16 protein-coding genes are annotated in these 12,799 nt (G+C 62.6%); 12 read left to right on the top strand and 4 right to left on the bottom strand.

The window, feature by feature from the left end; genetic code table 11:
- Positions 1-2: 2 nt before the first annotated feature.
- Genes AC07OE_RS05595 through AC07OE_RS05575 form a run of 5 tightly spaced genes read left to right on the top strand, consistent with a single transcriptional unit; the run spans position 3 to position 3,108 of the window.
- Positions 3-140 carry a cbb3-type cytochrome oxidase subunit 3 gene (locus AC07OE_RS05595; RefSeq protein ID WP_495069570.1) on the top strand — a complete coding sequence of 46 codons (138 nt, stop codon included), beginning with the start codon at positions 3-5 and terminating at the stop codon, positions 138-140.
- An 18-nt stretch (positions 141-158) separates the two neighbouring features.
- The gene (ccoP, locus tag AC07OE_RS05590; RefSeq protein WP_495069569.1) at positions 159-1,070 is read left to right on the top strand and encodes a cytochrome-c oxidase, cbb3-type subunit III; all 912 of its coding nucleotides are present in this window, start codon (positions 159-161) and stop codon (positions 1,068-1,070) included.
- Between the two features lie 21 nt (positions 1,071-1,091).
- Positions 1,092-2,561 carry a cytochrome c oxidase accessory protein CcoG gene (gene ccoG, locus AC07OE_RS05585; protein ID WP_495069568.1) on the top strand — a complete coding sequence of 490 codons (1,470 nt, stop codon included), beginning with the start codon at positions 1,092-1,094 and terminating at the stop codon, positions 2,559-2,561.
- A 10-nt stretch (positions 2,562-2,571) separates the two neighbouring features.
- Entirely contained in the window at positions 2,572-2,853 is a 282-nt protein-coding gene (locus tag AC07OE_RS05580; RefSeq protein WP_495069567.1) for a FixH family protein, read from the top strand.
- Positions 2,854-2,874: 21 nt separating this feature from the next.
- Positions 2,875-3,108 carry a hypothetical protein gene (locus AC07OE_RS05575; protein ID WP_495069566.1) on the top strand — a complete coding sequence of 78 codons (234 nt, stop codon included), beginning with the start codon at positions 2,875-2,877 and terminating at the stop codon, positions 3,106-3,108.
- A 3-nt stretch (positions 3,109-3,111) separates the two neighbouring features.
- On the opposite strand, the gene fnr is transcribed toward AC07OE_RS05575, so the two are convergent.
- Entirely contained in the window at positions 3,112-3,912 is an 801-nt protein-coding gene (fnr, locus tag AC07OE_RS05570) for a fumarate/nitrate reduction transcriptional regulator Fnr (RefSeq protein WP_495069565.1), read from the bottom strand.
- A gap of 114 nt (positions 3,913-4,026) precedes the next feature.
- Here fnr and hemN point away from each other — a divergent pair, with 114 nt between their 5' ends.
- From hemN to AC07OE_RS05535, 7 genes are all read left to right on the top strand, one after another.
- Complete coding sequence (gene hemN, locus AC07OE_RS05565) at positions 4,027-5,427, top strand: oxygen-independent coproporphyrinogen III oxidase (RefSeq protein ID WP_495069564.1); 1,401 nt, start codon at positions 4,027-4,029, stop codon at positions 5,425-5,427.
- 9 nt (positions 5,428-5,436) lie between these two features.
- The gene (locus tag AC07OE_RS05560) at positions 5,437-6,120 is read left to right on the top strand and encodes a sulfite exporter TauE/SafE family protein (protein ID WP_495069563.1); all 684 of its coding nucleotides are present in this window, start codon (positions 5,437-5,439) and stop codon (positions 6,118-6,120) included.
- Between the two features lie 37 nt (positions 6,121-6,157).
- Positions 6,158-7,228 carry a sensor domain-containing diguanylate cyclase gene (locus tag AC07OE_RS05555; protein ID WP_495069562.1) on the top strand — a complete coding sequence of 357 codons (1,071 nt, stop codon included), beginning with the start codon at positions 6,158-6,160 and terminating at the stop codon, positions 7,226-7,228.
- Positions 7,229-7,275: 47 nt separating this feature from the next.
- Complete coding sequence (gene dusA / locus AC07OE_RS05550) at positions 7,276-8,292, top strand: tRNA dihydrouridine(20/20a) synthase DusA (protein ID WP_495069561.1); 1,017 nt, start codon at positions 7,276-7,278, stop codon at positions 8,290-8,292.
- A complete protein-coding gene (locus AC07OE_RS05545) occupies positions 8,279-9,169 on the top strand; it encodes a DMT family transporter (RefSeq protein WP_495069560.1) in 891 nt (296 codons plus the stop codon). Before dusA ends, AC07OE_RS05545 begins: the two co-directional genes overlap by 14 nt.
- A 27-nt stretch (positions 9,170-9,196) precedes the next feature.
- Positions 9,197-9,523 carry a hypothetical protein gene (locus AC07OE_RS05540; RefSeq protein ID WP_495069559.1) on the top strand — a complete coding sequence of 109 codons (327 nt, stop codon included), beginning with the start codon at positions 9,197-9,199 and terminating at the stop codon, positions 9,521-9,523.
- A 70-nt stretch (positions 9,524-9,593) separates the two neighbouring features.
- Positions 9,594-10,421 (top strand): thioesterase family protein, encoded by an 828-nt coding sequence (locus AC07OE_RS05535; protein ID WP_495069558.1) that lies wholly within the window; start codon positions 9,594-9,596, stop codon positions 10,419-10,421.
- Positions 10,422-10,437: 16 nt separating this feature from the next.
- Here AC07OE_RS05535 and AC07OE_RS05530 read toward each other — a convergent pair whose 3' ends face one another.
- The 3 genes from AC07OE_RS05530 to AC07OE_RS05520 form a co-directional block, all read right to left on the bottom strand.
- Positions 10,438-11,340 carry a sigma-70 family RNA polymerase sigma factor gene (locus tag AC07OE_RS05530; RefSeq protein ID WP_495069557.1) on the bottom strand — a complete coding sequence of 301 codons (903 nt, stop codon included), beginning with the start codon at positions 11,338-11,340 and terminating at the stop codon, positions 10,438-10,440.
- A gap of 14 nt (positions 11,341-11,354) precedes the next feature.
- Positions 11,355-11,678 (bottom strand): putative quinol monooxygenase, encoded by a 324-nt coding sequence (locus tag AC07OE_RS05525; RefSeq protein WP_495069556.1) that lies wholly within the window; start codon positions 11,676-11,678, stop codon positions 11,355-11,357.
- 178 nt (positions 11,679-11,856) lie between these two features.
- On the bottom strand, positions 11,857-12,756 hold the full coding sequence (locus AC07OE_RS05520) for a LysR family transcriptional regulator (RefSeq protein ID WP_495069555.1): 900 nt from the start codon (positions 12,754-12,756) through the stop codon (positions 11,857-11,859).
- Between the last annotated feature and the right edge of the window lie 43 nt (positions 12,757-12,799).

Raw genomic sequence — 12,799 nt, 5'->3', positions numbered from 1 at the left:
ACATGGATATCAATACCCTGCGCTCGTTGACCACGGTGGTCAGTTTTGTGCTGTTCATTGGCATCGTCTGGTGGGCTTGGTCGCGCAATCGGTCTGCGGACTTTGAAGAAGCTGCCAACCTGCCTTTCGAGCAGGACTGACCCGAACAAGGAATCAAGATGAGTGACTTTACGAACAACTTCTGGTCTGTTTATGTAGCAGCCATCACGGTGGTCGGCATCGTGGCGTGCTTGCTGTTGTTGTGGTTTAGTGGCAAGGCCAAAGCCATGACCGCGAACGACAACACCACCGGCCACGTGTGGGACGGTGACCTGCGCGAGATGAACAATCCGCTGCCGCGCTGGTGGGTGTGGCTGTTCGTCATCACCTTGGTGTTTGCCGGGGTCTACCTGGCGCTCTACCCGGGTCTGGGCAACTTTGCGGGCAAGCTGGGTTGGACCCAGGCCAGCCAGTACCAGGCCGAGGTCGAGAAGGGCAACCAGGAGGTTGCACCTCTGTATGCCAAGTTTGCCACCATGAAGCCCGAAGACATCGCCAAGGATCCCCAGGCCCACGCCATCGGTGAACGGCTGTTCATGAACAACTGCGCCCAGTGCCACGGGTCGGACGCGCACGGTTCCAAGGGTTTCCCCAACCTGACCGATTCCGACTGGTTGCATGGCGGTACACCGGACAAGATCATCGAGACCATCACGCTGGGACGCGTAGGTCAGATGCCTCCCATGGCTGCTGCAGTGGGCACGCCGGATGATGTGAAAAACGTGGCCAACTACGTGCTGAGCCTGTCGGGCAGCCCGCACGACTCGGTGCGCGCCGCCCTGGGCAAGTCCAAGTTTGCAGCGTGCGCTGCCTGCCACGGACCGGACGGCAAGGGCAACCAGGCACTGGGCGCTCCCAACCTCACGGACGATATCTGGCTGCACGGCTACGGCGAGAACGCCATCATCTCCATGGTCAACAACGGCAAGATCAATCAGATGCCCGCCCAGGGTGAGAAGTTCAGCCCTGAGCAGATCAAGGTGCTCGCTTCGTATGTTTGGGGCTTGTCCAACGGGGCCGCAGCCAAGTAAAGGCTTTTGTCAGGAATCCGCTTGAACCCCTCCGCCAACGCCCCGCACAACAAGGTGATCCCTATCGCCGTGTCGCCTGACAAGGGGCCGATTGCGCCGCCTGAAGGGGCCGACGCGGAGATGGTCGCCCTGTACGAGGCGCATAAGAAGATCTATCCGCGCAGCGTGACGGGCTTCTTCTCGCGCTGGCGCTGGGCCTGCGTGTTCCTGACGCAGTTGGTCTTCTACGGTCTGCCCTGGTTGGAATGGGGCCAGCGCCAAGCTGTGTTGTTTGACTTGGGCGCGCGGCGCTTCTTCATTTTTAACTTGGTGCTGTACCCGCAGGACTTTGTTTACCTTACCGGCTTGCTGGTCATCTCTGCACTGGGGCTGTTCCTGTTCACCGCCGTGGCGGGCCGCCTGTGGTGTGGTTATGCCTGCCCGCAAACTGTCTACACGGAGATCTTCCTTTGGTTGGAGAAGCTCACCGAGGGCGACCGCTCGGCCCGTATGCGCCGCGATGCCGGACCGTGGACCCCCGAAAAGCTGCTGCGCAAAACGGCCAAACAGTGCTTGTGGATTGGCGTGGCGTTGTGGACCGGCTTCACCTTTGTGGGCTATTTCACGCCCATCCACGCACTGTCCCATGAAGTGCTGGCGTTGACGTTGGGTCCCTGGGAAATTTTCTGGGTTTTGTTCTACGGCTTTGCCACCTATGGCAACGCCGGTTTTCTGCGCGAGCAGGTGTGCAAGTACATGTGTCCCTATGCGCGCTTCCAGAGCGCCATGTTTGACAAAGACACGCTAGTGGTGACCTATGACCAGGAGCGTGGCGAGCCGCGGGGAGCGCGGTCCAAAAAAGCCGATCCCGCCGCCCTGAACCTGGGTGCCTGTGTGGACTGCAGTTTGTGTGTGCAGGTGTGCCCCACGGGCATCGACATCCGCAATGGGCTGCAGTACGAGTGCATAGGCTGTGGCGCTTGTGCCGATGTGTGCGACACGGTGATGGACAAGATGGGCTATGCGCTCGGGCTGGTGAAGTACTCCACCCAAAATGCCGTGAGCCAGCATTGGACCCCCGCCCAGACCTGGCGCCATGTGCTGCGCCCCCGCGTGCTGGTATATACCGGCATTCTGGGAGCGGTGGTCGTGGCCATGCTGGTCAGTTTGTACTTGCGACCCGGCTTCAAGGTTGACGTGGAGCGGGATCGCGGTGCGCTGGCGCGGATTGCCTCAGGCGGTCGTATTGAAAACGTGTTCCGCCTGCAGGTGATGAATGCGACCGAGACATCGCAGCGCTTTCAGATTGCGGTGGAGGGACTGCCAGGGCTGGCCGTGGCTTCAGAGCCCGCCGTCGAAATTGACGCCACGCAGTCACGCTGGGTCGCCGTGCGGGTGCAGTTGCCGTACGAAGGTGCAGCAGCAGGTTCGCACCCCATCCATTTCACGGTAACCGCCGAGCAGGACGGTGCCCGTGTTACCGAAAAATCTGTGTTCATTGTTCCCCGTTAAGGAGATTTTCATGTCCAATCCCGCAGCTGTTGATTCCCGTCCCTGGTGGCAATTTGGCCATGTGTGGCTGGTCGTCTCAGGCCCGCTGACCGTGGTCATCGCCAGCTTCTTTACGTTCTATCTGGCTGCAGTGGGCTCGGACCCACTGGTGGACGAGAACTACTACCAAAACGGTGTGGAGATCAACCGCACCCTGGCGGATACCCCGCAAAGCCTGGCGCCCGCCATGAAGGCCCGCAACCACGCAGCGACCGGGGTAGCAGATCCCATCGCGGCACCCAAGGCGCCCTGACCGGGGCCTGAAAGGAGTCCTATGCGCGGCAAATGGATGGCCATCGTCTGGCCGGCTTTTTTGATGGCCTGCGTGCTGGAGATTTTTGTTTTCGCCGTCGTGGATCCGCAGGATCTGCAGTGGCTGGGACTGCCCTTGGAGCTGCCTCGCAAGGGCGTCTATACCTTGGCTTTCTTCACGTTTTGGGCGGTGACATCGCTGTCCAGCGGCCTCACCGCCGTGCTCAGCCTGAGTGCGGCTGAAGTCAACGAATAAGGCTTAGTTGCAGACCTTGGGGTTGACAATGTCCTTGAGCGCATCGGTGTTGATGATGCGCACATGCCGCTGCTTCACTTCCACAATGCCGTCGTCCACGAACTTGGAGAACGTGCGGCTCACAGTCTCCAGCTTCAGGCCCAGATAGCTGCCAATTTCTTCGCGCGTCATGCGCAACACCAGCTCGGATTGCGAGAACCCCCGAGCATGCAGACGCTGCACCAGGTTCAGCAAAAATGCCGCCAGGCGCTCCTCGGCCCGCATGCTGCCCAGCAGCAGCATGACCCCGTTCTCACGCACGATCTCGCGGCTCATGATCTTGTGCACATGGCGCTGCAGCGCATTCACTTCGCGGGAGAGTTCTTCAATGCGCTCAAACGGCATGACGCAGACCTCTGCGTCTTCCAGTGCAACCGCATCGCAGCTGTGGCGCTCGCTCACGATGCCATCCAGCCCAATGACCTCGCCGGCCATTTGAAAGCCGGTCACCTGGTCACGGCCATCTTCCGAGGCCACGCAGGTTTTGAAAAAGCCAGTGCGAATAGCGTACAGGCTGGTAAAGCGCTCGCCACTGCGAAACAGGGTGTCGCCACGCTTGACCTTGCGCCGGCTGGCCACTACGTCATCGATGCGGTCCAGCTCGCTGGGGCTCAAGCCCAGGGGCATGCACAGTTCCCGCAAATTGCAATTGGAGCACGCCACTTTGATGGTCTGCGGGCTTAGAGGCGCCGTAGACACAGGCGTGATGGCGATGGGCGTTTGGGCCTCGCCTGGTTTTCCGGTCCGCAAAGTTGTTTCAAACATGGTGTTCCCCTGATGCAAGTCAATTATCCGCCTAGCCAAGCGCGTGCGACTTGATTTGGATCAAGTGCAGGGTCCGGCGTTTGCGTCACAGTTGCTGCGTTAGATGGAGCATTCATGAACGCAGTCGCCGAACCCACCTCTGTACCCGAAGGATTGTTGACCCGATTTGACGTTTCAGGGCCGCGTTACACCTCGTACCCCACTGCAGACCGCTTTGTAGAGGCTTTTACCGCCGAAGACTATGCCCAAGCACTGTCACAGCGCCGTAGCGGGGCCGCCGCGCTGGCGCTGCCGCTGTCCCTGTACGTGCATATTCCGTTCTGCGAGTCGCTGTGCTACTACTGCGCCTGCAACAAAATAATCACCAAACACCACGATCGCGCCGCGCCGTATCTGCGCTACCTGAGCCGCGAGGTGGACCTGCACACCGCCGTCATCGGCCGGGGGCAGACCGTCAGCCAGCTGCATCTGGGCGGCGGCAGCCCCACGTTCTTGAACGACGCCGAGCTGGGCGAGCTCATGGGCATGCTGCGGCGCAACTTCAACCTAGTGCCTGGTGGCGAATACTCCATTGAGGTGGATCCCCGCACCATCGATCCACAACGGTTGGACACCCTGGCCGAGCTGGGTTTCAACCGCCTGAGCTTTGGCGTGCAGGACTTTGACCCTGCGGTGCAGAAGGCAGTGCACCGCGTGCAGCCTGCCGACCAGGTGTTTGCGCTGGTGGAAGCCGCGCGCGCCCGGGGTTTTGAATCGATCAATGTGGATTTGATCTACGGACTGCCCCAGCAAAGCCCTGAGTCCTTTGACCGCACCCTGGCCCAGGTAAACCAGCTTCGGCCCGACCGCATTGCGCTGTACGCCTACGCCCATTTGCCCGAGCGTTTCAAGCCGCAGCGGCGCATTGCCACGGTGGCCCTGCCCAGTGCGGCCTCCAAGGTATCCATGCTGTCGCGCTCGCTCGAAGCCTTCATGGGCGCGGGGTACGTGTACGTGGGCATGGACCACTTTGCCTTGCCGGGAGACGCTTTGGCCGTGGCCAAGCGGCAGGGGCGCTTGCACCGCAATTTCCAGGGTTACAGCACCCAGCCCGATTGCGACCTGATCGCGCTGGGCGTGTCCGCCATTGGCCGCATTGGCGCCACCTACAGCCAAAACGCCAAGACGCTGGACGAGTATTACGACTACCTGGACCAGGGCCGCTTCCCCGTAGTGCGCGGCCTGGCCGTCACCCGCGATGACCTGGTGCGCCGCGCCGTCATCATGGCGCTGATGTGCCAGGGCCAGCTGCAGTTCGAGTCCATCAACCTGGCCTTTCTGGTGGAGTTCAAAAGCTACTTTGCCGCCGAAATGAAAGCCCTGGAAACCTTGGTGGAGCAGGGCTTGGTGACGGTGGATGACAGCGGCATCCAGGTCACCGCACAGGGCTGGTTCTTTGTGCGTGCGGTGGCCATGGTGTTTGACAAGTACCTGCAGACGGACCGTACCCGCGCCCGCTTTTCCAAGATCATTTAGCATCGCCGGATGCAAGCTTCTCTGGCGCTCACCGCCCTGATGATGGGCCTGGTGGGTGGCCCCCACTGTGTGGCCATGTGTGGTGCCGCCTGTGCCGGCATCGGGCAGGCGGCCGGTCCGCGCCAAGCCTCTGCGCTCCTCGGGTTTCAATTCGGTCGTGTGCTGGGCTACTCTGCGCTGGGCGCGTTGGCGGCTGCGTCCATGCAGGGCCTGGGCTGGCTCACGGTGCAAAGTGCGGCGCTGCGCCCGGTGTGGTCCATGGTGCATGTGGCCGCGCTGGTGCTGGGCTTGCTGCTGCTGTGGCAGGCGCGTCAGCCGCTGTGGTTGCAGGCCGGCGCCGGTGCCGTGTGGCGGCGTACCCGCAGCCTGGGCCTGCGCTGGGGCCGTGGTGCGCCCCTGTTTCTGGGCATGCTGTGGGCCTTGTTGCCCTGTGGGCTGCTGTATTCCGCGCTGCTGGTGGCTGCACTGGCGGGGGATGTGCTGGCGGGCGCCGGGGTGATGGCGCTGTTTGCCGCCGGTACCTCGGTGACCATGCTGCTGGGGCCCTGGTTATGGTTGCGCTTGCGCGGCGGACAGCTGGGGGATGGGCAGTGGGGTGTGCGTCTGGCCGGGGCCGCTTTGGCGGCCAGTTCGGCATGGGCTTTGTGGATGGGTCTGGTGCACAATCAGGCCCCATGGTGCGTGACTATTTGACTGCGCTCCGACTCACTCCCCAAGGACGGTGCCTCATATGGACAGTGCTGCCCACACGACCGAAGCCTTGCGGCTCTTGGAGTTGCATGGCCTAGGGATCCTGGATACCCCCCCAGAGCAGGCCTATGACGATGTGGTCAGCCTGGCTGCCTTCATCTGCGACACCCCGATTGCACTCATCTCCCTGATTGACGAAGACCGCCAGTGGTTCAAGGCCAGGGTCGGCCTCAACGACATGGAAACCCCGCGTGGCATCGCGTTTTGCTCCCATGCCATTACCAACCCCGACCAGCTGATGGAGGTGCCCAATGCGCTGGAAGACCCGCGGTTTGTCGACAACCCGCTGGTCACCGGTGGCCCGGAGATCCGCTTCTATGCAGGTGCACCCCTGGTCACCCCGTCGGGTGCGGCGCTGGGTACCGTGTGTGTCATTGACCGGGTGCCCCGTAAGCTGACCGAAGCCCAGGCCAACGCCCTCAAGGCGCTGTCTCGCCAGGTGGTGCAGCTGCTGGCCCTGCGCCGCGCCAATGCCGAGCTCAAAATGCTGACCCGCGCCCAGTTGCTGCGCCAGCAGGAGCTGGAGTCACATGAAAAGCAGCTGGAGGCAGAAAACCACACGCTGACCGAGCAAACCCTGACCGACGCCCTGACCAACCTGAAAAACCGCCGCGCGTTTGACCGCACGCTGGCCAACGAGTACGAGCGGTTTTTGCGCACACGTTCGGGTCTGGCGCTGTTGATGGTGGACGTGGACCACTTCAAGGCCTACAACGACCAGTATGGTCACCAAGCCGGTGACAAGGCCCTGCAGGCAGTGGCCGCGGCCATCAAGTCACAAGCCCGGGCCTATGACCATGTGGCCCGCTATGGCGGGGAAGAGTTTGGGGTGGTGCTGCCCGACACCCAGATTGCAGACATGCGCGCCGTGGCCGAGCGCATCCGCTTGGCGGTGCAGGCCTTGACCGGCCTGCACCGTCCGCTCACCGTCAGTGTGGGTGGTGCCATGGCGGATCCCAATACTTCGCCCGTGGTGCTGGTGGAGCGGGCCGACCAGGCGCTCTACCAAGCCAAGCAAAACGGTCGCAACCGGGTTCAGGCCTCCCTGTAAGGACCTGGCCACTGCCGGGTCAAGGCCGGGCTGGGATAATCCGTTCCATGTCTTCTGTCTTGCCTCTGTCCGGCACCCCCACGTCTGCGTTGAGCCCCTGGCGCCTGTCCGTCGCCCCCATGATGGACTGGACGGACCGCCACTGCCGCTACTTCCACCGCTTGCTGAGCCGCCACGCGCTGCTCTACACCGAGATGGTGACCACCGGCGCGCTCATCCATGGCGATGTACCGCGCCACCTGCGCTTCAATGCCGAAGAGCACCCCGTGGCGCTGCAGCTGGGCGGCAGCGAGCCAGCCGATCTGGCGCAGGCTGCCCGGCTGGGCCAGGACTGGGGCTACGACGAAATCAACATCAACTGCGGCTGCCCGAGCGAGCGCGTGCAGCGCGGGGCTTTTGGCGCCTGCCTGATGAATGAGGCTTCGCTGGTTGCGGACTGTGTGAAGGCCATGGTGGATGTGGTGGATATTCCCGTCACCGTGAAGCACCGCATTGGCATCGACAAGGAAGAGGGCTACGGCTTTGTGCGCGACTTTGTGGGCACCGTAGCTGACGCGGGGTGCGCGGTCTTCATTGCCCACGCACGCAACGCTTGGCTCAAGGGGCTCTCGCCGAAGGAGAACCGTGAGATACCGCCGCTGCGCTACGAACTGGTGCACCAGCTCAAACAAGACTTCCCCCACCTCACCATCGCCATCAACGGCGGGCTCACCACCAGTGCGCAGGTGGCTGAGCAACTGGAGCATGTAAACGGTGTGATGCTGGGCCGTGAGGCCTACCACAACCCCTTCTGGCTTGCCGAGTGGGATGCTACGTTTTTCGGAGCGCCTGGCGCAGAGCTGACGAGGGATAGCGTCGAATTGGCCATGGTGGAGTACATGGAGCGCGAGGCTGCGGAGCATGGTACCTCCTGGTACAGCATTGCCCGCCACATGCTAGGTCTGCGCCATGGCATGCCGGGTGCACGCAAGTGGCGCCAGGTATGGAGCGACCACCGCTACAAGACCCTGCCGGCCCGCGAGGTAATGGAGATCGCCCGGGGCCCTGCGCTTGCCACGGCTTGAGCAGGAGCGCTGGGCCCTGCTGGGGCTATGGCTGATTCCCGCGCTGTGGGCGGTGAACTTCATCGTTGCGCGCTGGGCGCCCGGCACCATTGCCCCTTATGCGCTGGCGCTGGGCCGATGGGCAGTTGCGGGTGTGCTGCTGGGTTGTGTGGCGCGCCAGGAGTTGTGGACACAACGAAGCGCCATTTGGGCCGTATGGCACCAGTACGTGGTGCTGGGTTTTTGCGGCATGCTGGTCTGCGGCGCCTGGGTCTACCTGGGCGCGCGCACCACGGGCGCCATGAATATTTCGTTGATATACGCCGCGTCGCCCGTGCTGATTGCCGTGGGTGCAGTGCTGTGGCTGGGCGAGCGCTTTCGCTTGCAACAGGTGCTGGGCGTGGTGGTGGCGCTGGCAGGGGTGGTGCACGTTATCGTCAAAGGCCAGTGGCTGGCGCTGGGCCAGGTGCAGTGGGTGGTGGGCGACGCGTGGATCGTGGCGGCCATGGTGGCGTGGGCCGCCTATGCGCTGCTGCAAAAACTGTGGCCCAGCCCGCTGGGGCCTACCGCGCGGCTGGCGGCCATTTGTGCGGGCGGTGTGCTTGTGCTGATTCCGTGTGCGGTGTGGGAAGCGCAACTGCCCGAGACACCGGCCTGGTCGTGGGCGGCCACCTGGCTGGTGCTGGCCGCGGCGTTGGCGCCTGGCTTGGCGGCCTACTGGATTTATGGCGCCGCGCAAAAGGTGCTAGGTGCCAGCCGCGTGGCGGTCACGCTCTACCTGGGGCCGCTGTACGCAGCTGTGGCCGCCTGGGGTGTGTTGGGCGAGCCGCTCGGTCTGCACCACCTGGTGGGGGCGGCGCTGATTCTGCCCGGCGTGTACTGGGTGTCGCGGCGCTGACGCGGGCCAGACGCCAAGGAGACAGCCATGGCCAAGCGCGCGCATCACCATGTGTATGTGGTGGAGTTGTCTCCCCAGGTGCTGCAGCAGGCCAAGTTCGTGCGGGCCAACCCCGGTTACATCACCGGCAAGCCCTGCGTGTACGTGGGCATGACCGGGCTGGACCCGGACATTCGCTTTGACAAGCACAAGGCCGGCATCCAGGCGAACAGCTACGTGCTGGAGTTTGGCCTGCGCCTGCTGCCCGACCTGTACGAGGCCTACAACCCCATGCACTACGAGGCCGCACGCGATATGGAGGTGGAACTGGGCATCAGCCTGCGTGCAGCCGGGTTTGGGGTGTGGCAGGCGTAGTTTTGAAGAAAAAAGCCTGCTAGCCCCCGTGAAATATGCGCTAGCAGCTATTAAAAGAGGAGTGATCGACATGCCGAAATCGCTTGAACCTGCAGCCGGACGAGCACCCGCTGCCGCCTTTTTGCCGCTGGATGCCCATGTATTCCGCGCCAGCCAGCTCACGCGCGGCCCCTGGCACCCACAACAACAGCACGCAGGCCCGCCCATCGCGCTGGTCAGCCACGCGCTGGAAGCTGCGGCGCAACCCCACGGCCTGTTGCACATGGCGCGGCTAACCGCCAACCTGCTGCGCCCGGTGCCGATTGCCGACATCGAGGTGCGGGTGCAGGAAGACTATGTGGGCCGCAACGCCGGGCACTTCTCGGCCGTGGCGCTGGCCGATGGCAAGGAGCTGATCCGCGCGACCGCCCTGTTCCAGCGCGAGGGGGAGGTCGACATTCCACAGGGCCTGCCCGGCCACCCGTTGCCCAAGGCGCCCAGGGCGCCAGCCGATTCACAAGTGCAGCGGTTCCCATTTGCAAAAGGCGAACTGGGCTACCCGGACCTGGTGGAGAGCCGCATTGCCGCAGGGCGCATGTTTGCGGGGCCCAGTGCCGTGTGGTTTCGCCTGAGCTACCCGCTGGTGCAGGGCCAAAAGCCCAGCCCTTACCAGCGCGTGGCGGTGGCGGCTGATTCGGGCAATGGCATCAGCGCCATCCTCGATTTGTCCACCCACGTGTTCGTCAACTCCGACCTCACCATCAACCTGTTGCGCCGCCCGGTGGGCGAGTGGATCTGCCTGGACGCCCGTACGCACCTGTCCAGCCACGGTGGCGGCCTGGCCGAGTCATCGTTGTACGACGAGGCGGGGCTGATTGGGCGAGCGACACAAAGCCTGTTTGTGCGCAAGCGGGAGTAGGGCGGCGGGTGCCGGTCTACAGCGGCAAAGGCCGGGTATCGGCCATGGCGTAGCTGGCAAACAGAAAGTCGCGAATGCTTGTCACCTGGCCATGCGACCATTCCAGCAGAACGAAGTAGTCGGGCTGCACATGGGTATGGCCGTCGCGCCAGATCAGGACTGCGGGGTGGCCTTCGACCATGCCCGGCGCTGCCCGCCAATCCGTGGTTTGCCCGTACCGTGTGTAGTACTCGCCAACGGCGGCGCCTTGCAGCTGAAGGCGATTCACCAGGTCCAGACGCACGTCGGCCGCCAACATCGCCCGGATAGCATCGAAATCGCGGGCATTGAACAGTGCGACGTAGTCGCGCAGCCGTTGCGCCTGGTCCGCGGAGAGCTGCGCCGGTGGCCCCGCTTTTTGCGGTAGTTCAGACATGGCACGCAGCCGACCGCGGCCCCGCTGCAGCAAGGATTTCACGGCGGGGACCTGCATGTCCAGAATCTCGCCAATGTCTTGCGCCGAGTACTCCAGAACATCAAAAAGAATCACCACGCTGCGCTGCGATGCAGGCAACTGCATCAAGGCAGGCAATGTCGCCGCGGTGGCCTCGCGCCGTGCCAACTCGTCCACGGGGTCGGGGATCAGGTCCACATCTTCCTCGCTTTGCGAAGGGCTGTGACGGGCCTTGCGTCTCAAGAAATCAAGCGCCAGGTTGTGCGCGATCCGGAACAGCCAGCCCTGCGGATTCTGGATGGACCGGTCGGGCGGGGCGGCTTCCAGCGCGCGCAGAAAGGCCTCCTGCACAATCTCTTCGCCGTCGATCACAGAGCCCACCATGCGCGCGCAGTAGCGGTGCAGCAGTGGCCTGAGGTTCTTGAGGTCGTGCGCAAGCACTTCTGGATGTGAAGTTACAGGAGCGTTCAACGGCGGCTGGGTCATGGGTCCTTGGAAGTTCAGGCGACAACGATGGACGTTACATCGCAGGTCATGGCTTCCATCTGTGCAATTTCTTTGATGCGTTCGAAGTATGCAGGCATCTCTGGATGGGCGCGCATGGCGGCTATGGCCTCGGTGTTGCGCCATTGCCCATAGATCACCACACGGCTGCTGTCGCGCGACAGGTGCATGGACGAGGATACAAAGCCGGGGATCTTGCAAATCCACTGGGTCGTTCCTTCCTTCAGCATCTGGACGAGGCGATCCCGGTGGTCGGGTGCGACGTGGAACACGTTGACCAGGGTGGTCAGTTGGGCATCAACGGCAATGGTGGGGGGCATGGTGGTATTCCTGTTGGGAGTTGGTCTACCCGCATAGACGATTCAGCGGGGCCAAAGGAATCGGTCCATTCAAAAAAAGCGGTCTAGGTGCCTTTGCTCCGGTCTTTCGCGAATGGAGAGCAGCGCAGCAAGGGGGGGGAATCCGCTACGCCCCCAATTAAGGACCGCGAACGGGTTCTCACCCGGCCTTCAGCGCAGCGGTGAGCGTATCCGCCAGTACTCGGGCGGCTGGATGCAGCCTGTCACCTTTGCGCATGATCAGCCCCAGAGTGCGTGTGATGGCTGGCTCTACCAACGGCACGCCAACCAGCCCGGGGTGTTGCACTTTTCCCAGCGCCAAGCCGGGAACTATGGCCAGACCGAGCCCTGCTGCCACCAAGTTGATAGCCCCGGTGACATGGTTGATTTCGTATTGGATGCTGGGGCGTTTTGCTGCCTTTGCAAATGCACTGTCAATCAGCAAGCGATTTCCGCTGGTGCTGGATACGGAGACCAACGGCGCGTTTTCAAGCAACCGCCACGCCACCGTCTTGCGGCGTGCCAAAGGATGGTTTTTGGGAACCACGACAACGTAGCGCTCAGTGCGGATAGGCCAGAAGTCCAACTCCACTTCTTGGCTACCCAGGAAGTTCAGGCCAAAGTCGGCGTGCCCGCTGATGACGCTGTTCAGAACGGTCTGCGCACTTTCGTCTATGACCTTGACCCGCACTGCTGGGTTCGATATGGAAAAGTCCTTCAACACGGCTGGCAACAAATGGTTTGCTACCGAGGGAATACACGCGATGCTGACCTTGCCCGTGCGGGCTACGGCCTTCGCCTCAATACCTTGATAAGCCAGCGTCAATTCATCCATGACGGCAGTGGCATGGGTCAGAAACTGTCTGCCCGCATCGGTGAGTGAAACGCGGCGGGTGGTTCGTTCCAGCAGGCGGCTTTTCAAGTCTTTTTCGAGCTTGTCGATCCGCCGGCTCAGAGCCGGCTGCGATATGAAGAGACTCTCTGCAGCAGCCTTGAAGCTCGACTTCTCGGCGACAGCGATGAAGGCCTGGAGTTCGCCAATATCTGTATTGATGCGCATGACGAATCAATATATCAGATCAATGCAATTGCCTTTCCAATCA

The sequence above is a fragment of the Rhodoferax sp. GW821-FHT09E07 genome (genome assembly GCF_059416145.1).
The sequence above is the reverse complement of the archived record's forward strand: the minus strand, read 5'-3'. Positions and strand labels throughout refer to the sequence as shown.

What these genes read in the sequence shown, in the direction of transcription:
- AC07OE_RS05595 (WP_495069570.1), top strand. Translation starts at nt 3, where the DNA reads ATGGATATCAATACCCTGCGCTCGTTGACCACGGTGGTCAGTTTTGTG.
- ccoP (WP_495069569.1), top strand. Translation starts at nt 159, where the DNA reads ATGAGTGACTTTACGAACAACTTCTGGTCTGTTTATGTAGCAGCCATC.
- AC07OE_RS05580 (WP_495069567.1), top strand. Translation starts at nt 2,572, where the DNA reads ATGTCCAATCCCGCAGCTGTTGATTCCCGTCCCTGGTGGCAATTTGGC.
- AC07OE_RS05575 (WP_495069566.1), top strand. Translation starts at nt 2,875, where the DNA reads ATGCGCGGCAAATGGATGGCCATCGTCTGGCCGGCTTTTTTGATGGCC.
- fnr (WP_495069565.1), bottom strand. Translation starts at nt 3,912, where the DNA reads ATGTTTGAAACAACTTTGCGGACCGGAAAACCAGGCGAGGCCCAAACG.
- hemN (WP_495069564.1), top strand. Translation starts at nt 4,027, where the DNA reads ATGAACGCAGTCGCCGAACCCACCTCTGTACCCGAAGGATTGTTGACC.
- AC07OE_RS05560 (WP_495069563.1), top strand. Translation starts at nt 5,437, where the DNA reads ATGCAAGCTTCTCTGGCGCTCACCGCCCTGATGATGGGCCTGGTGGGT.
- AC07OE_RS05555 (WP_495069562.1), top strand. Translation starts at nt 6,158, where the DNA reads ATGGACAGTGCTGCCCACACGACCGAAGCCTTGCGGCTCTTGGAGTTG.
- dusA (WP_495069561.1), top strand. Translation starts at nt 7,276, where the DNA reads ATGTCTTCTGTCTTGCCTCTGTCCGGCACCCCCACGTCTGCGTTGAGC.
- AC07OE_RS05540 (WP_495069559.1), top strand. Translation starts at nt 9,197, where the DNA reads ATGGCCAAGCGCGCGCATCACCATGTGTATGTGGTGGAGTTGTCTCCC.
- AC07OE_RS05535 (WP_495069558.1), top strand. Translation starts at nt 9,594, where the DNA reads ATGCCGAAATCGCTTGAACCTGCAGCCGGACGAGCACCCGCTGCCGCC.
- AC07OE_RS05530 (WP_495069557.1), bottom strand. Translation starts at nt 11,340, where the DNA reads ATGACCCAGCCGCCGTTGAACGCTCCTGTAACTTCACATCCAGAAGTG.
- AC07OE_RS05525 (WP_495069556.1), bottom strand. Translation starts at nt 11,678, where the DNA reads ATGCCCCCCACCATTGCCGTTGATGCCCAACTGACCACCCTGGTCAAC.
- AC07OE_RS05520 (WP_495069555.1), bottom strand. Translation starts at nt 12,756, where the DNA reads ATGCGCATCAATACAGATATTGGCGAACTCCAGGCCTTCATCGCTGTC.